Consider the following 15947-nt stretch of genomic DNA (forward strand, 5'->3'; position numbering starts at 1 on the left):
GAGGTTAGGGGGCGGTTGGGGAGCGAAAATCGGTTTGGGGTGGTTGCGCCCTCCTTGGCAGAGGGCGCAACCGGCTTTTGGTGCCGCTGGGTCCTAGGGCTCGGAGTGGTGTCCGGCGCCCGCGGGGTCCAGCGCCTCGGCGGGAACGCCCTCGCTGACCTTGCCGGAGCGGCTCAGGGCCACCATCAGGACGCAGGACAGGAGCATGAAGCCGCCGACGACGAACATCGGAACGGTGTAGTTGCCGGTCCAGTCCTTGAGCCAGCCTGTGATGTAGCCGGCGCTGAAGCCTGCCAGGTTGCCCACGGTGTTGATCAGGGCGATGCCGGCCGCGGCGGCCGCACCCGTGAGGAACTGGGTAGGAACCGTCCAGAAGTTGGGCAGTGCCGCGAAGATGGACATGGCCGTGATGGTGATGACGGCGATGGTGGCTGCCGGGGAGCCGGCGAACAGGGCCAGCGGGATGCTCAGGCCGCCGATGAGGGCCGGAAGGGCGATGTGCCAGGTCTTCACGCCGCGCTTCGTGGCGTCCTTGGACCAGAAGTAAAGCGCCACCGCTGCCGGCAGGTACGGGATCGCGGTGATGAGCCCCTTCTGGAGCACATCGAACTTGGTGCCGTAGAGCCCTTCGAAGCCGGCGATGATGGTGGGCAGGAAGAACCCGAGGGCGTAGAGGCCGTAGATGAAGCCGAAGTAGATGGCGGCCAGCATCCAGACGCGGCCGTTGCCGAAGACGGTGCGGACGCTGACGTGCTTGTTGCTGGCGGCCGTTTCGTTCTTTTCCTTCTCCAGGGCACCGGTAAGCCAGGTCTTTTCTTCAGAGGTGAGCCACTTGGCCTTCGCCGGGGAGTCTGCCAGGTAGAACCATGCAATGACGCCGATGATGATCGCGGGGAGCGCAACACCGAAGAACATGACGCGCCAGCCGGCGAGGCCAAACAGGCCGTGCTGCTGGATGAGGAGGCCGGCCAGCGGGGCACCGATGACGGTGGTCAGCGGCTGGGCCAGGTAGAAGAGGGCGAGGATCTTGCTGCGGTGCCGGGCCGGAACCCAGAGGCTCAGGAAGAGGATGGCGCCCGGGAAGAAGCCGGCCTCGGCCACACCCAGGATGAAGCGCAGGATGTAGAGCTGCTCAACGTTGCCCACCCAGGTGAACAGGAGCGAGACTATGCCCCAGCTGACCATGATGCGGGCCAGCCAGCGCCGGGCGCCGAACTTGTGCAGGGCCAGGTTGCTGGGCACCTCGAGCAGGATATAGCCGATGAAGAAGACGCCGGACGCGAAACCGAACTGCGCCGCGCCGAGGGCCAGGTCCGTGTTCATGCCGTTGGGGCCGGCAAAGGAGATGGCCGTGCGGTCCAGGTAGTTGATGAAGAACATCAAAGCGACGAACGGCACCAGCCGGACTGCCACTTTCCTGATTGCAGATCTTTCGACCACCGATTGTGTGGTGTCCACATTGACTCCTAGATATTGGTATCCCCGGCCGCGTCCTGCTCTGGATGCTTGGGGGCTGTCTCAATGCCGTCCGCCGGAAGGGGACCGGCATTGGCTACGCGTTGTGAGATCAACCATACGACCGGAAGGCCAAATTGGTCAACCGGTTGACGTATTCTCACGTTCCTGGCGTTTTCCCCGGAAATTGGTCAGCCGGTTGCTACCCTTTGAAGATGTCCGAAAACTCCGCAGCCGCTACGGCCAAAATCAGCGCCGCCCTCGGCCCCATGGAACAGGGGTCGGTGGTATCCGAGGTTGCGGAACGCCTGCTGGCCTACTTCACCAGCGGAGACATAGCAGTCGGAACCAGGCTCCCGGCCGAGCGGACGCTTGCCGCCTCCCTCGGCGTCGGGCGGTCAGCAGTCCGCGAAGCATTGGCGGCCCTGGAGATCCTGGGCATCGTGATCGTCAGGCCCGGATCGGGAACGTACCTGCGGGACGGCATCTCGGAACTGCTGCCCCGCACCCTGAGCTGGGGCCTCATGCTCGGCGCTCCCCGCACCCGCGAGCTGGTGGAGCTCAGAAGCGGGCTCGAGGTGCAGGCAGCGCAGCTGGCCGCCGAACGCATCGACGATGCAGCGCTGGACCGCATGCGCGCCAACCTGCAGACCATGGAAGACAACCTCGAAGACCTGGCCGCCTTCGTCGAGGCAGACGCCGCCTTCCACCGCGAGATCGCACTCAGCTCGGGCAACCAGGTGCTCCGTGAACTGCTGCAAAGCATCCGGTCGCTGCTTCGCATCTGGGTTGACCGCGCCCTGACCGACGAAGGCCACGCCGCCGCAGCCCTCAAAGAACACCGCGAAATCTTCACCGCGCTCGAAGCCCATGATCCCGCCGCCGTCACGGCGACCATGCGCTCCCACATGCAGACCGCCTCGCGGCGGCTGCTCGCGGGGTTCGACGCCGCCCAGTAGGCGCAACCGCACAGTAGGCGCCGCCCAGTAGCGCACAGTAGGCGCCGCCCGGTGGGGGTTGCAGCGGACGGCGGGGTGCCCATTTTGGGGTGTGCCCCATCAGGAATCTCGAAGGCCATGGCGCCAGCCTGTCTCCATGATCAATGCCCCAAGCGAGGCCGCCGGCTCCCGCGTCAGCGAGGCCCTGATGATGCTCGACATGGAGCAGCGGAACGTCCTGCTCGCCCTGCATTACGGGCGGCTCACGGTCGCCGAGGTGGCAACGCAGTTCGGCATGTCCCCCGCCCTCGTCAGCCGCCACGCACTCGCAGCACTGAGGACCCTCCGCCGGCTGCTTGACCAAGGCGAACCTTAACCAGCCGGTGGAGCTGACATCGAGCGCCTGGCCCGCACCTGGTCCGATGTGTCGAGTCCTTGACATGCCGACCGGGCGGGCCTACAACGTGGCATAACAAGCAGCAGCAACTGCGTTCCCAGGCTTTCATCCCAGGAGCACAAATATCCACAACAGGAGGTAAAGATGCCAGGTCTGATCCGCAAGAGTTTCGACTCCCCCGAGGAGACCCGGCCGTTTGAGGACGGCAAGGGCCAGCTCCAGCTGGTCCACATGGAGGGCGGCGGCGTGGGCCGGGCCACCTTCGAGCCAGGCTGGAAGTGGTCGGAGCACGTGAAGCCGATAGCGCAAACGGACAGCTGCCAGGCTGCCCACAAAGGCTACTTCGTGTCCGGCCGGATGAAAGTCGTCATGGATGACGGCGAGGAGATGGAGTACGGGCCGGGTGATTTCGCCGTCATCCCTCCCGGACATGATGCCTGGACCGTTGGCGATGAAGCCTGCGTGGTGATCGACTGGCAGGGATTCTCTGACTACGCGAAGAGGTGAGGCGGCGCCGTTTGGATGAGTCGGCGCCGGGCGTGACATCATACGGAACATGGCCCAGAAAATTGCGTTCCAGGGTGAGCCCGGCGCCAACTCAGACATAGCCTGCAAGCAGATGTACCCCGGCTTGGAGAGCATTCCCTGCGCCAGCTTCGAGGACGCCTTCGAGCTGGTGTCCAGCGGCGAGACGGATCTGGCCATGATCCCGATCGAGAACTCCATCGCCGGCCGGGTAGCGGACATCCACCTGCTGCTGCCTCACTCGGGCCTGCAGATCGTGGGAGAGTTCTTCCTGCCCATCCACTTCGATCTCCTCGGAATTCCGGGCAGCACCATCGCGGGTGCCACCGAGGTCCACAGCCACATCCATGCCCTGGGCCAGTGCCGGAAGCTCATCCGCGAGGCCGGGCTGAAACCCGTGATCGCCGGCGATACTGCCGGGTCGGCACGCGAGGTTCGCGAGTGGAACGACCCCACCAAACTGTCCCTCGCGCCGCCGCTCGCTGCCGAACTGTACGGCCTTGAGGTCCTGGCCACGGCGGTCGAGGATGATCCCTCCAACACCACCCGCTTTGTGGTTTTGGCCAGGGAAACCGAACTGCCCACCCGGGAGGCACTGCCCGGCCCGGCAGTCACCAGCTTCGTGTTCCGTGTGCGGAACGTCCCCTCCGCCCTCTACAAGGCACTGGGCGGCTTCGCCACGAACGGTGTGAACATGACGCGGCTTGAAAGCTACATGGTGGGCAACGAGTTCGCCGCAACCATGTTCATGGCGGATGTCGAGGGCCACCCCGAGGACTTGCCGCTGAAGCTTGCCCTGGAGGAGCTGGACTTCTTCACCACCGAGGTGTGGATCCTTGGCGTCTACCCGGCCGCCGACCACAGAACAGCGCGGGCCGCTGGCAACTAACGCGCGGCTTTGCCCGGCGGCGCGTTCCGGTCCTTGAGGAACTCCCGGACCAGGAGCCCTGCCAGCAGGGCCCAGAAGGCTGCCCCGATGCCCATGAAGCTCATCCCCGATGCGGCCACGAGGAAGGTTACGACGGCGCCCGTCCGCTCGCCCGGCTCTGCCAGCGCCGAGGCGGCTGAGCCTGCGAGTGTGCCCAGCAGGGCGAGCCCGGCGACGGCTTCCAGCACCCCCTGCGGAGCCGCAGCCACCAGCGCGGCGAGCCCGGCGGAGAAGGCTCCCAGGAGGAGGTAGGCCAGTCCTGAGACGACGCCTGCCACCCAGCGCCGGCCGCGGTCAGCGCCTGCTTCCTCCCCGGCGGCCAAAGCGGCGCTGAGCGCGGCGAGGTTGATGGCGTGGCCGCCGAACGGCGCAGCCAGCAGCGTGCCGGCACCGGTGACCAGCATGGAGGCACGCCATGGCGCCCGGTAACCGAAGGACCCCAGCACGGCCACTCCTGGGACGTTCTGGGATGCCATGGTGACGATGTACAGCGGTAGGGCGATGCCCGCCACGGCGCCCAGCGACCAGGATGGCGTGGCCCATTCCATCGCCGGCAGCAGGCCGTCCGCCGGCACAGCCCGTCCTTCAACGACCAGCTGGACCACGATGCCGGCGAGCGCCACGGCCAGCGCGCCGGGTACCGACCAACGGGGTGCGAACCGTGACAGCACCAGCCAGCAGAGCAGCACCGGAACCACCAGCAGCGGAGCGGTCTGCAGCGCCTCCACGGGGGCAATGCACAGGGGCAGCAGAACCCCCGCCAGCATGGCTTGCGCCAGGGGCGTGGGGATGCTGCTGATGAGCCTGCCCAAAGGGCGGACCATCCCCGTCACGGCGATCAGAACACCGGTCACCAGAAAGGCGCCGACGGCGGCGGCCCACCCGCCGTCGGGAATTCCGGCGACGGCCAGCAGGGCGGCCCCCGGCGTTGACCAGGCGAGGGTTGCCGGAAGCCGGCTCCGCCAGGCGAGGAGCACGCCGCCCGCACCTACCGCCAGGCAGAGGGCCAGGAGGCCGCTCGACGCCTGCTCCGGGTTTGCCCCTACGGCACGGAGACCGGAGAGGACCACGGCGAAGGTCGAGGTGAAGCCGACGAGCGCCGTCACGATGCCCGCCATGACCGGCCTAACCAGCCCCTCGGAAAGCGGGGCAGCGGGGTCGCGGGATGTTCGGAGTAATGGCAGCGGCACGTGTAAGTACGTTACCGGAGCCTGGCCTGCCGGCACCTTGTCAGAGGGTCCGCGGGGATGCACACTTTGGTGCACCACCTGTCCTGACTGCCAGGCCCAAGGAGTCCGCCGTGAACCCGTTGCATGCGCTAGTTGATGCCATTGAACACTACGACCGGCTGGACGGGGTGGCTTCCGCCATCTCCAAGGCCGCCGGAAAGGCGGTACAGCCGCGATTGATCCGCAACATCCTCAGCGGCACGCCGCTGGGTCATCCGCTGCATCCGGTGTTGACTGACTTCCCCATCGGGGCCTGGACCATGGCAACTGTCCTGGACACCGTGGGAGGGCCCGCCTCCGAGCCGGCCGCGGACATCCTGGTCGCCGTCGGAATAGCAACAGCCGTTCCAACCGCGGCCGCCGGCCTCAACGACTGGTCCGACACGCAGGGAAAGTCACGACGGGTGGGGCTGGTCCACGCGGTCGCCAACGGATCGGCGCTCTGCCTGTTCTCGTCCTCGGCCGTAGCCCGGGCCTCCGGCAGCCGGACCATCGGAAAGGCCCTTGGGCTGGCCGGGTTCGGGGTACTGATGTTTGGCGGCTTCCTCGGCGGCCACCTCAGCTACGGCAACGCGGTCAACGTCAACAAGACGGCAGGCAGGACGGGCCCCAAGGAATGGACGCCCGTCATGGCCGAGTCAGAGCTCGCCGACGGGGAGCACCGGAAGGTCGACGCAGGCAAAGTCTCGGTCCTGCTGTACCGCTCCGGGTCCGGGGTCCTGGCTCTGGACAGCGTGTGCAGCCACATGGGTGGTCCGCTCGAGGAGGGAACGATCGCTGACGGCTGCGTCACCTGCCCCTGGCACGGCAGCACGTTCCGGCTCGGGGACGGCCACATAGTCCGTGGGCCGGCAACCACTCCCCAGCCAAGCTACGAAGCCCGGGTGAACGACGGCCAGATTGAGGTCCGCCGGAGGGCACCGTGGGAATAACGGATCCGCATGCAGTACACATGGCCTGGGCCGCACGCTTCAATGCCCGGGACGTTGACGGAATGCTGGAATTCTTCGAGCCGGATGCGGTGTTTGTTCCCCAGCCGGGCATGCCCACAACCGGCTAAGACAACGTGAACGGGCTGCATGTGCTCTGCCTGACTCCAGCCGCGCCGAAAAAAATTCCACAATACCTGTCGATTTCCGCAATGCCCGTTCGACGGGATAGTAGACGGACGCACACGGCGTCCACGTCAAAGCAAGGAGAGAACCATGAAGTACATGTTCATCATGCGTGCCACGGACGAGGCCATCGAAGCATCGAAGCAGGTTCCGTTCGAGGAGATCCTCAACCAGATGGGCGCCTACAACGAACAGCTCATCAAGGCCGGCGTCATGCTCGCCGGTGAGGGCCTGACCGACCTGTCCGAGGGATCGGCCTTCGTGGTCGATTTCTCCGAAGAACCGCCCGTGGTGACGGACGGCCCCTACGGCGAAACGCATGAGCTGTTCAACGGCTTTTGGATTGTCCAGGTGGCCTCCAAAGAGGAGGCCAAGGAGTGGGCCAGCCGCTGCCCGCTTGGTCCCGGATCGAAGCTTGAGGTCCGCCGGATCGCTGAGGCCGATGACTTCGCCGACTTTGCGGACAACGAGTACATCAAGAAGGAAGCGGCGTGGCGCCAGGAGCTCAACCAGCCGTGAGCCAGGAGCAGGCGGTGGGCGGAGAGGCCGTAAACGATGCGGCAGCCGCCGTACGGCGCCGGATTGATGCCCTGTGGCGCATCGAAGGTGCCCGTATCGTCGCGGCCCTCGCCCGCGCCTCCCGGGACGTTGGCTTCGCCGAGGATCTGGCCCAGGACGCCCTGGCCGAAGCCCTGGTCCAGTGGCCGGAATCCGGGACTCCGGACAACCCTGCCGCCTGGCTCACCGCCGTCGCCAAGCGCAAGGCCATCGACGCCTGGCGCCGCTCGGAACGGCTCGAGGAGCGGTACCGGGCCATAGCCCGGGACCTGGAAGACGACGACGGCGTGGCCTGGGTTCCGCTGGAGGACGACGTGCTCAGGCTCGTGTTCACCGCCTGCCACCCGGTCCTCTCCCGGGAGGCCCAGATGGCGCTGACGCTGCGGGTGGTGGGCGGCCTCACCACCGAGGAGATCGCAAGGCTGTTCCTCGTTCCCGTCGCCACCGTGCAGCAGCGCATCGTGCGGGCCAAGAGAACGCTGGCGGCGGCCCGGGTGCCGTTCGAGGTTCCCGAGCCCAACGAGTGGGGCGCCCGGCTGGGAGCAGTCCTCGGCGTCGTCTATCTGATGTTCACGGAAGGGTACGCCGCCACCACGGGCGATGCATGGATCAGGCCCGACCTGGCCCACGAGGCCCTGCGGATCGGGCGCATCCTGGCCGGGCTGGTCCCCGGCGAACCCGAGTCCCACGGGCTGGTGGCCCTGATGGAGTTCCAGGCGTCCCGCTTCCCCGCCCGCACCACTCCCGACGGGTCTCCGGTCCTGCTGGCGGACCAGGACCGGACCCGCTGGGACCGGGCGCAGATCGGCCGGGGCCGCGCCGCCCTGCGCCGCTGCGACGGGCTGGGCCGGGGCCGCGGCAACTACGCGCTGCAGGCCGCGATCGCCGAATGCCACTCGACGGCGCCCAGCGTCGACGACACTGACTGGCAGCGCATCGTGCTGCTGTACGAGGCGCTGGGCCGGATCGCTCCCAGCCCCGTGGTGGAACTGAACCGGGCCGTGGCGGTGTCCATGGCCACCGGGCCGGCGGCCGCGCTGGCCATCGTGGACGGCCTCGCCTCCGGAGGGGCCCTGCGCGGAACGCACCTGCTGCCCAGCGTGCGCGGGGAACTGCTGGTCCGGCTCGGACGGACAGGGGAAGCACGGTCCGAGTTCATGGCAGCGGCCGGACTGGCCAGGAACCAGCGCACGCGGGAACTCCTGGAGCAGCGGGCAGCCGGCATCTGACCGGATCAGTCCGGTTCAGCCAGCCGGGTTCAGCCGCTGAAGGTGACGTCCTTTGTCTCTGCCACCGCAGCCGTCCGGCCGGGCCCGCCATGGTATTTCCAGTAGAGGTTCGTGTGGGCTATGACCTGCTCCGGCGGAGGGGCACCCCAATCGGTCAGGTCCTCCGTGGTGTGGGCGTCGCTGACCAGCGTCACGTCGTAACCGCGGACGAACGCCCCGTGGATGGTGGACCTGATGCATTCGTCTGTCTGCGCTCCAGCGACCATCAGGCGGCCCACCGCCGCGGCGGCCAGCACCCGCTCCAGATCGGTGTCGTCGAAGGCGTCGCTGAAGGACTTGTGCACCACCGGTTCCTGTTCGCGGCGCCTCAGCTCGGGCACGTACTCCCAGGCCCTGCTCCCCTTCTCCAGCCGGTCGTCGGAGTGCTGGACCCAGACGACCGGCGCCCCGGCTTCGCGGGCCCTGTCCACGAGCGCAGCGATGTTGGACACCACCGCGTCCCGCTGGTGCGCTTCGGCCACGACCCCCTGCTGCATGTCAAGCACCACCAGGGCAGTGTTGGGCCGGTCCGGTAGCGTGGTCATGATGGTCTCGGCGTTGTCATGGAAGCTCCTTGGCCGGTGGGTGGTGGCTGCGGGTGGTGGGTCCCAGCCTAGGAGCGGCCGCCGCCGTTGTGAAGCCGCCACCCATTGCAGGCGGACGGGGCCGGGGGAAGAATGGGCCATAGCGTGCTTTCTCGGCAGATCGGACCAAAAGCATGACCCGCATCCTGCTCATCGGCCCGCCCGGCTCCGGCAAAGGCACCCAGGCCCACCGGCTCAGCGGGCAGTTGCACATCCCGGAGATCTCCACCGGGGACATGTTCCGCAGCCATCTGGCCAACGGATCGCCCTTGGGCCGGGAAATCAAGGAATTCCTCGACGCCGGCAACCTTGTTCCGGACAACCTCACCACTGCCATGCTGCGGGAGCGGCTGCAGGAACGGGACGCGAGGAACGGCTTCCTGCTGGACGGCTATCCGCGCACCGTGAGCCAGATGGATGACCTCGACGGCATCCTGGACGCCGCCGGGACCAGCCTCGATGCCGTGGTGGAAATTACCGCCCACGACGACGAGATCGTCCGGCGGTTGCTGCTCCGCTCCGACGCCGAGGGGCGAAGCGATGACACCGAGGACGTTATCCGCCACCGGCTGGAGCTGTACCGGCAGGAAACGGAGCCGGTCATCGAACGCTACGGCCGGCGCGCCCTGCTGGTCAGCGTTGACGGCACGGCGGATATTGACGCCGTCACCGTCAGCGCGCTACAGGGCATCGAAGCCGTCAGGGCGCGGCCCTAAGCAGCGCACCGCTCACCCCGCCTTCCACGCATATCGCCGTTCGGGGCGCCCGACGCCGTACTTGAGTGTGACGTCCACCAGCCCCTCGTCGTTGAGGTACTCCAGATAGCGCCGCGCGCTGACGCGCGACGTCCCCACCTGCACGGCCAGTTCCGCGGCCGACACGTCGCCGCCACCGGAGCGCAGCGCCTTCTCCACCACCTGTAGCGTCTCGGCGCTGCAGCCTTTCGGCAGGGGACGGTCCGCGCGTTCCAGCCCAAACACGCGGTTGACGTCCGACTGTTCCGCCACATCCTTGGACGAGTCGAGGCTCTGGTAGGTGTTGCGGTAGTGCTCCAGCCGCTCCTGCAGGTCGGTCTGGGAAAACGGCTTGATCAGGTAGTGCACGATCCCGCCACGAAGCGCCTTCCGCACGGTCTCCACCTCGCGCGCAGCACTGATCACCAGCACGTCCAGCTCGGGCGCCACATCCCGCAGCTGGTGCATCAGGTCCAGGCCGTTGACATCGGGCAGGTGGATGTCCAGCAGCACCAGGTCCGGCTGCAGCCGCTGAGTCTCCAGCACCGCCTGCGCGCCCGTGTGCGCCACCCCGACGACGGCGAACCCCGGCGTGCGCTGGATGAAGCCGGCGTGCACTTTGGCCACCATGAAGTCGTCGTCGACGATAAGTACCTTGATCAAAGCTGCTCTCCCTTACGCGTCAGCAGGGCGGTAAAGACGGCGCCGCCGTCGTTCCGAACGGTGAGCCGTCCGCCGCGCCGCTGGCAGACCACCCTGGCGAGCGCCAGGCCATAGCCGCGGCCGCCGTCGGGCGAATTTTTGGTACTGAAACCCTGCCGGAAAATGTCGTCCATGACCTCCACCGGGACCCCCGGTCCCGAGTCCCGCACGTCAACCCGCACGCCGCCGTCGGCCTCTCCGATGAGCACCTCGACCTTCGCTTCGGAGGTGTTGGTGACGGCATCGAGCGCATTGTCCACCAGGTTGCCCACCACGGTGGTCAGGTCACGGGACAGTTCCTCGTCCACCTTGCCCAGCCGGGATTCCTCCGCGAGCTGAAGGGACACCCCGCGCTCGGCGGCGAGGCTGGACTTGGCAATGAGCAGCGCGGCGAGGGCGGGGTCCTCGATCCTGCTGGTCACGTCGTCGTTCAGGCGGGTCCGGTTCGAGGTCGTGCCGTTGACGAACTGGACGACGGCGTCATACTCGCCGATCTGGATCAGGCCCGAAATCGTGTGCAGCTGGTTGGCAAACTCGTGTGCCTGCGCCCGGAGGGTGTCGGTGGCCGTCCGCGTCGTGCCCAGCTCACGCTCCAGGGACGCCAGCTCCGTCCGGTCGCGCAGGGTGGTGACCGAGCCGATCACCCGTCCGTGCGAGCGCATCGGCATCCGGTTCAGCACCACCAGCTTCTCCCCCACCAAAACCAGCCGGTCCGGTCCCGGCTGGTCCTCGGTAAGCACCTCGCGCAGCGCAGCCGGCACCTCGAGAGCGGCCAGGTTCTTCCCGACGCAGTCGTGCGGCAGGCCGAGCAGGCTCCGCGCACTGTCGTTCACTACTGTGATCCGCTGCTGGGGGTCCAGTGCCACCACGCCCTCCTTGAGCCCATGCAGCATCGCTTCCCGGTTCTCCACGAGACCGGTGATCTCGTCCGGCTCCATGCCCAGCGTCTGGCGTTTGACGCGGCGCGCCAGCAGGAGCGAGCCGGCCACGCCCAGAACACTCGCCACGCCCACATAGGTCAGCAGGTTCGGGACGGCGTCGCCCAGCCGCTCGAGCACCGAGGGGTAGCTCCTGCCGACGACAGCGATCCCCACCATCTTGCCGGCGTCGTCCAGCACCGGCACATGAGCCACGACGGCCTCCTCTGCCCCGGTTCCGACCACCCCGGTCCATGCCCGCCCGGACATCACCGCACTGTCACCGAGCTCCAGCTGGTCGCCCACCAGGGACGGATCCGACGACGTCACCATCGTCCGGTCGGACCGGGCCAGCGCAACCTGGGAGGACCCCGAAATCGTGCGCACCGCCTCGGACACCGAGGGAAGCACCGATCCGCTTTGCGGCTGGGCATCCGGCAGGAGGCTTCGCACCGCGGGGGTAGCAGCCAGCGTCTCCGCAGCAGAGAGCGCGCGCCGGCCTTCGACCCGTTCAAAAGCTGCCGCCGACTGGGCCAGCGAAATCGCCACCACGGCCACCAGCACGGCCAGCACAATCAGGAGCTGCAGCCGAAGATACTGCCCCGCAAGGGACATTCCTCGCCGTCGAGTCATGTGCTGCTGTTCTTCCTGTGGGTCCGCGGGTGGGGGTGAACTATACGGGACACGCTACCGGACTTTGGGCGCTGTGTTCCGCGGAGTCTGCAGCGCCTGAACCCTGCACGGGACGCCTCGGCGGGCAGCTTCGTTGGGAACCGGAAACGTGAACGAAATGAACTTAACTTTCTCTGCTTACACAAGCGTGAGCCCCGTCACGTTCGGGCCTAGCATCGGAAGCACCCGATCAAACGGATCAAAACGAGAAGAGGAACAACATGCGCGGAATGAGCGCACTGCGCGTGGCCGCAGTAGCCGCAGGCATCGCCCTGATGGCGTCCGGCTGCGGAGCTACCGGCAAGACCGCCGCCGGCCCCTCCACGAGCGGAGCAAGCACCGCACCCCTTGCCGGGCTTCGCATCATGGTGCCCAACACGCCCGGCGGCGGCTACGACACCACGGCCCGCGCCGCGGCGAAGGTTCTCGAGGACGAGAAGCTTGCCACCAACCCCGAGGTCTTCAACCTGGCCGGCGCCGGCGGCACCGTTGGCCTGGCCCGCATCGTCAACGAAAAGGGCAACGGCGACCTCGCCATGCTCATGGGCCTTGGCGTCGTCGGCGCCAGCTACACCAACAAGTCCCAGTCGAAGCTGACCGACACCACCCCGCTGGCCCGGCTCATCGAAGAGCCCGGCGCCATCATGGTGTCCAAGGACTCGCCGTACAAGACCATCGATGATCTTGTGACGGCGTGGAAGAAGGACCCGTCCAAGGTCAGCGTCGGCGGCGGTTCCTCTGCCGGCGGCCCGGACCACCTCCTGCCGATGCAGCTCGCCGGTGCCGTGGGCATCGACGCCAAGAAGGTCAACTTTGTTTCCTACGACGGCGGCGGCGACCTGCTTCCGGCAATCATCGGCAACAAGCTGGGCTTCGCGGCTTCCGGCGCCGGTGAATACATCCAGCAGATCAAGGCCGGCGACATCCGGGTCCTGGCAACCAGCGGCGAGAACCGGCTTGAGGGAGTGGACGCCCCCACCCTCAAGGAATCCAAGATCGACCTGGTCTTCACCAACTGGCGCGGCATCGTGGCCCCTCCCGGCATCAGCGACGCCGACCGCGACGCCCTGATCGCAACGCTGGAGAAGATGCATGAGTCAGCATCCTGGAAGGAAACGCTGAAGACGCGCGGCTGGACCGACGCCTTTGTCACGGGTGACGAATTCAAGTCCTTCCTCACCGACCAGGACAAGCGCGTTGCCGACGTCCTGACGAAGCTCGGCCTGGCGTGACCTCCTCGGCCTCCCGCCTCAAAGGCCGCTCCGAGCTGGGCGTCGCAGCCCTGCTCGGGGCGGTCGGCGCCCTGGTCCTCATTGACGCAGCGCGCCTGGTTGTGCCGTACTCCCAGTCGGATCCGGTGGGCCCCAAGGCCCTGCCGATGATCGTGGGAGGACTCCTGCTCATCTGCGCCGTGCTGCTGGCAGTGAACGTTCTCCGGGGCGGACGCGGTGAGGCCGAGGCCGGCGAGGACGTCGACCTGACCCACCCGAGCGACTGGAAGACCGTGCTGCCTTTGGCCGGCGCCTTCATCGCCAACATCCTGCTGATCGACTGGGCCGGCTGGGTCATCTCCGGAACGGTGCTCTTCTGGGGCAGCGTTTGGGCGCTCGGAAGCCGCCACTATGTCCGCGACGGACTGATCTCCTTGGCTCTGGCGCTCCTGACCTTCTACGGCTTCTACCTCGGCCTGGGCATTGCCCTTCCCGCCGGGCTCCTTGAAGGGATTCTCTAGATGGACGTCCTGTCCTCACTCATGGACGGGTTCGCGACCGCGCTTACCCCCATGAACCTCCTGTACGCCCTGATCGGCGTCATCCTGGGCACCGCCGTCGGCGTCCTGCCCGGCATCGGCCCGGCCATGACCGTGGCGCTGCTGCTGCCGGTGGCCACTGTCCTTGAACCGACCAGTGCGTTCATCATGTTTGCCGGCATCTACTACGGCGGCATGTTCGGCGGTTCCACCACCTCGATCCTGCTTAACACCCCCGGCGAATCGTCCTCGGTGATCACCGCCATCGAGGGCAACCTGATGGCAAAGGCCGGCAAGGCGGCCCAGGCATTGGCGACGGCGGCCATCGGCTCGTTCGTCGCCGGCGCCATCGGCACCTCGCTCCTTGTGGTCTTCGCGCCGATCGTCGTGCAGTTCGCCGTGAGCCTGGGCGCCCCAAGCTACTTCGCCATCATGGTGCTGGCCCTGCTCGCCGTCACCGCCGTCCTGGGCTCGTCCAAGCTGCGCGGCTTCGCCTCCCTTGGACTCGGTCTGGCAATCGGTCTTGTCGGCCTCGACTTCGTCTCGGGCCAGGCCCGGCTCACCTTCGGCCTGCCGCTGCTCTCCGACGGCCTGGACGTCGTCGTGATCGCCGTGGCGATTTTCGCCGTCGGTGAAGCCTTGTGGGTGGCGGCGCACCTGCGCCGCACCCCGCTGCAGATCATCCCGGTCGGCAGGCCGTGGATGGGCAAGGAGGACTGGAAGCGGTCCTGGAAGCCGTGGCTGCGCGGCACAGCCTTCGGTTTCCCTTTCGGCGCATTGCCCGCCGGCGGCGCGGAGATCCCCACCTTCCTCTCCTACGTGACCGAGAAGCGGCTCTCCAAGCACCCCGAGGAGTTCGGCAAGGGCGCCATCGAAGGCGTCGCCGGGCCGGAGGCCGCCAACAACGCGGCCGCAGCCGGCACCTTGACCCCGATGCTGGCACTCGGTCTGCCGACCAACGCCACCGCCGCCGTCATGCTGGCCGCGTTCACCCAGTTCGGCATCCAGCCGGGGCCGCTGCTGTTCCAGAACGAGGGTCCGCTGGTGTGGGCACTGATCGCCAGCCTGTTCATCGGCAACTTCCTGCTGCTGCTGGTCAACCTTCCCCTGGCCCCGGTCTGGGCGAAGCTGCTCCGGCTGCCGCGCCCCTACCTGTACGCCGGCATCCTCTTCTTCGCCACGCTGGGCGCCTACTCGGTGAACCTGCAGGCGTTCGACCTGATGCTTCTGCTGGTCCTGGGCGCCCTCGGCTTCATGATGCGCCGCTACGGGCTGCCTGTCCTGCCGCTCATTCTCGGCGTGATCCTGGGACCCCGCCTCGAAAAGCAGCTCCGCCAGGCGCTGCAGCTAAGCGCCGGCGACGTGTCGGGCCTCTGGAGCGAGCCGATCGCCGTCGTGGTCTACATCATCGTGGCACTGGTACTCCTCTGGCCTCTGGCTGCACGTCTCTGGCGCGCCCGGCGTCCCCGGACGGGCGGGCTCGTCATGGCCGGCGGACCTGCTGTTGACGGACCCGCCTCCGGACCCGCTGCCGCACCCCCAGTCGAGGCGCCTGCTGAGGGATCCGCTGCTGAGGGATCCGCTGCTGCGGCACCCGCCGATCGGGGGCCTGATGCAGGCCGCCGACGCTCGGACGCCACCCATGCCAACCACGGACAGGAGAAATCGTGAGCATCATTGTCGGCTATATCCCCACGGCCGAGGGCAGCGCGGCCCTGGACCGGGCCATCACCGAGGCGCAGAAAAGCCAGAGCCGGCTGGTCATCATCAACTCCTCCCGGGGAGACGCCATCGTTGACAAGCGCTACGCCCAGGCTGAGGACATCTCCGCATTGACGGAAAGGCTGGACCGGGAAGGGATTGAGCATTTGGTCCTGCAGCCGGTGCGCGGCAACGACGCGGCCAACGAGGTGCTGGAGGCGGCGGAGAAGTACCGGGCCGAACTCATTGTGATCGGCCTCCGGCGCCGCACTCCGGTGGGCAAGCTGATCATGGGCAGTGCTGCGCAGCAGATCCTGCTGGAGGCATCCTGCCCGGTGCTGGCCGTCAAGGCCGGAGCCTGAGCCTGAGCCTGAGCGAGTACCGCCACTAAACGGCTCCTGCCACTAATTAACGCCATGGGCCGGTGTCCGGATCCGTCGGGATCCGGACACCGGCCCATGGCATTTCGAAAGG

17 protein-coding genes are annotated in these 15947 nt (G+C 67.3%); 12 read left to right on the forward strand and 5 right to left on the reverse strand.

Annotated elements, in window-relative coordinates:
* Positions 1-93: 93 nt before the first annotated feature.
* Positions 94-1458, reverse strand: a complete 1365-nt coding sequence (locus ARGLB_RS12950) for an MFS transporter (RefSeq protein WP_003803155.1) — start codon at positions 1456-1458, stop codon at positions 94-96.
* 212 nt (positions 1459-1670) lie between these two features.
* Here ARGLB_RS12950 and ARGLB_RS12955 point away from each other — a divergent pair, with 212 nt between their 5' ends.
* The 4 genes from ARGLB_RS12955 to ARGLB_RS12970 all read left to right on the forward strand — a co-directional run bounded on the left by ARGLB_RS12955 (position 1671) and on the right by ARGLB_RS12970 (position 4204).
* Positions 1671-2414: a FadR/GntR family transcriptional regulator gene (locus ARGLB_RS12955; RefSeq protein ID WP_003803157.1), complete on the forward strand. Its 744-nt coding sequence runs from the start codon at positions 1671-1673 to the stop codon at positions 2412-2414.
* A 136-nt stretch (positions 2415-2550) separates the two neighbouring features.
* Positions 2551-2769 (forward strand): sigma factor-like helix-turn-helix DNA-binding protein, encoded by a 219-nt coding sequence (locus ARGLB_RS12960; protein ID WP_003803158.1) that lies wholly within the window; start codon positions 2551-2553, stop codon positions 2767-2769.
* 165 nt (positions 2770-2934) lie between these two features.
* Positions 2935-3297 (forward strand): cupin domain-containing protein, encoded by a 363-nt coding sequence (locus ARGLB_RS12965; RefSeq protein WP_003803160.1) that lies wholly within the window; start codon positions 2935-2937, stop codon positions 3295-3297.
* Positions 3298-3346: 49 nt separating this feature from the next.
* Positions 3347-4204, forward strand: a complete 858-nt coding sequence (locus ARGLB_RS12970; RefSeq protein WP_003803162.1) for a prephenate dehydratase — start codon at positions 3347-3349, stop codon at positions 4202-4204.
* Here ARGLB_RS12970 and ARGLB_RS12975 read toward each other — a convergent pair.
* The gene (locus ARGLB_RS12975; RefSeq protein ID WP_050934363.1) at positions 4201-5427 is read right to left on the reverse strand and encodes a benzoate/H(+) symporter BenE family transporter; all 1227 of its coding nucleotides are present in this window, start codon (positions 5425-5427) and stop codon (positions 4201-4203) included. The two genes, ARGLB_RS12970 and ARGLB_RS12975, sit on opposite strands and share 4 nt — an antisense overlap.
* Positions 5428-5543: 116 nt before the next feature.
* Between ARGLB_RS12975 and ARGLB_RS12980 the strand changes: the two genes are divergently transcribed.
* The 3 genes from ARGLB_RS12980 (at position 5544) to ARGLB_RS12990 (ending at position 8374) form a co-directional block, all read left to right on the forward strand.
* Positions 5544-6404, forward strand: a complete 861-nt coding sequence (locus ARGLB_RS12980) for a Rieske (2Fe-2S) protein (RefSeq protein ID WP_003803165.1) — start codon at positions 5544-5546, stop codon at positions 6402-6404.
* Between the two features lie 273 nt (positions 6405-6677).
* Positions 6678-7106 carry a YciI family protein gene (locus ARGLB_RS12985; protein WP_003803168.1) on the forward strand — a complete coding sequence of 143 codons (429 nt, stop codon included), beginning with the start codon at positions 6678-6680 and terminating at the stop codon, positions 7104-7106.
* Complete coding sequence (locus ARGLB_RS12990) at positions 7103-8374, forward strand: RNA polymerase sigma factor (RefSeq protein ID WP_003803170.1); 1272 nt, start codon at positions 7103-7105, stop codon at positions 8372-8374. Before ARGLB_RS12985 ends, ARGLB_RS12990 begins: the two co-directional genes overlap by 4 nt.
* A gap of 29 nt (positions 8375-8403) precedes the next feature.
* Here ARGLB_RS12990 and ARGLB_RS12995 read toward each other — a convergent pair whose 3' ends face one another.
* Positions 8404-8958 (reverse strand): cysteine hydrolase family protein, encoded by a 555-nt coding sequence (locus ARGLB_RS12995; RefSeq protein ID WP_043419068.1) that lies wholly within the window; start codon positions 8956-8958, stop codon positions 8404-8406.
* A 173-nt stretch (positions 8959-9131) separates the two neighbouring features.
* On the opposite strand from ARGLB_RS12995, the gene ARGLB_RS13000 reads away from it, so the two are divergent.
* On the forward strand, positions 9132-9713 hold the full coding sequence (locus ARGLB_RS13000; RefSeq protein WP_003803173.1) for an adenylate kinase: 582 nt from the start codon (positions 9132-9134) through the stop codon (positions 9711-9713).
* A 12-nt stretch (positions 9714-9725) separates the two neighbouring features.
* On the opposite strand, the gene ARGLB_RS13005 is transcribed toward ARGLB_RS13000, so the two are convergent.
* Entirely contained in the window at positions 9726-10394 is a 669-nt protein-coding gene (locus tag ARGLB_RS13005) for a response regulator (protein ID WP_003803177.1), read from the reverse strand.
* Positions 10391-11965, reverse strand: coding sequence for a sensor histidine kinase (locus ARGLB_RS13010; RefSeq protein ID WP_003803178.1), 1575 nt, complete (start codon positions 11963-11965; stop codon positions 10391-10393). The genes ARGLB_RS13005 and ARGLB_RS13010 overlap by 4 nt, the downstream gene beginning before the upstream one ends.
* 278 nt (positions 11966-12243) lie before the next feature.
* Between ARGLB_RS13010 and ARGLB_RS13015 the strand changes: the two genes are divergently transcribed.
* Genes ARGLB_RS13015 through ARGLB_RS13030 form a run of 4 tightly spaced genes read left to right on the forward strand, consistent with a single transcriptional unit; the run spans position 12244 to position 15835 of the window.
* On the forward strand, positions 12244-13254 hold the full coding sequence (locus ARGLB_RS13015; RefSeq protein ID WP_003803179.1) for a Bug family tripartite tricarboxylate transporter substrate binding protein: 1011 nt from the start codon (positions 12244-12246) through the stop codon (positions 13252-13254).
* Positions 13251-13754 (forward strand): tripartite tricarboxylate transporter TctB family protein, encoded by a 504-nt coding sequence (locus ARGLB_RS13020; protein ID WP_003803181.1) that lies wholly within the window; start codon positions 13251-13253, stop codon positions 13752-13754. Before ARGLB_RS13015 ends, ARGLB_RS13020 begins: the two co-directional genes overlap by 4 nt.
* Entirely contained in the window at positions 13755-15443 is a 1689-nt protein-coding gene (locus ARGLB_RS13025; protein ID WP_003803182.1) for a tripartite tricarboxylate transporter permease, read from the forward strand.
* Positions 15440-15835: a universal stress protein gene (locus tag ARGLB_RS13030; RefSeq protein ID WP_003803184.1), complete on the forward strand. Its 396-nt coding sequence runs from the start codon at positions 15440-15442 to the stop codon at positions 15833-15835. The genes ARGLB_RS13025 and ARGLB_RS13030 overlap by 4 nt, the downstream gene beginning before the upstream one ends.
* Positions 15836-15947: the final 112 nt, after the last annotated feature.

It is taken from the genome of Arthrobacter globiformis NBRC 12137, assembly GCF_000238915.1.
In the GTDB taxonomy this organism is placed as follows: Bacteria; Actinomycetota; Actinomycetes; order Actinomycetales; family Micrococcaceae; genus Arthrobacter; species Arthrobacter globiformis.

What these genes read in the sequence shown, in the direction of transcription:
- ARGLB_RS12965 (WP_003803160.1), top strand. Translation starts at nt 2,935, where the DNA reads ATGCCAGGTCTGATCCGCAAGAGTTTCGACTCCCCCGAGGAGACCCGG.
- ARGLB_RS12995 (WP_043419068.1), bottom strand. Translation starts at nt 8,958, where the DNA reads ATGACCACGCTACCGGACCGGCCCAACACTGCCCTGGTGGTGCTTGAC.
- ARGLB_RS12955 (WP_003803157.1), top strand. Translation starts at nt 1,671, where the DNA reads ATGTCCGAAAACTCCGCAGCCGCTACGGCCAAAATCAGCGCCGCCCTC.
- ARGLB_RS13010 (WP_003803178.1), bottom strand. Translation starts at nt 11,965, where the DNA reads ATGTCCCTTGCGGGGCAGTATCTTCGGCTGCAGCTCCTGATTGTGCTG.
- ARGLB_RS12985 (WP_003803168.1), top strand. Translation starts at nt 6,678, where the DNA reads ATGAAGTACATGTTCATCATGCGTGCCACGGACGAGGCCATCGAAGCA.
- ARGLB_RS13025 (WP_003803182.1), top strand. Translation starts at nt 13,755, where the DNA reads ATGGACGTCCTGTCCTCACTCATGGACGGGTTCGCGACCGCGCTTACC.
- ARGLB_RS13000 (WP_003803173.1), top strand. Translation starts at nt 9,132, where the DNA reads ATGACCCGCATCCTGCTCATCGGCCCGCCCGGCTCCGGCAAAGGCACC.
- ARGLB_RS12960 (WP_003803158.1), top strand. Translation starts at nt 2,551, where the DNA reads ATGATCAATGCCCCAAGCGAGGCCGCCGGCTCCCGCGTCAGCGAGGCC.
- ARGLB_RS13015 (WP_003803179.1), top strand. Translation starts at nt 12,244, where the DNA reads ATGCGCGGAATGAGCGCACTGCGCGTGGCCGCAGTAGCCGCAGGCATC.
- ARGLB_RS12970 (WP_003803162.1), top strand. Translation starts at nt 3,347, where the DNA reads ATGGCCCAGAAAATTGCGTTCCAGGGTGAGCCCGGCGCCAACTCAGAC.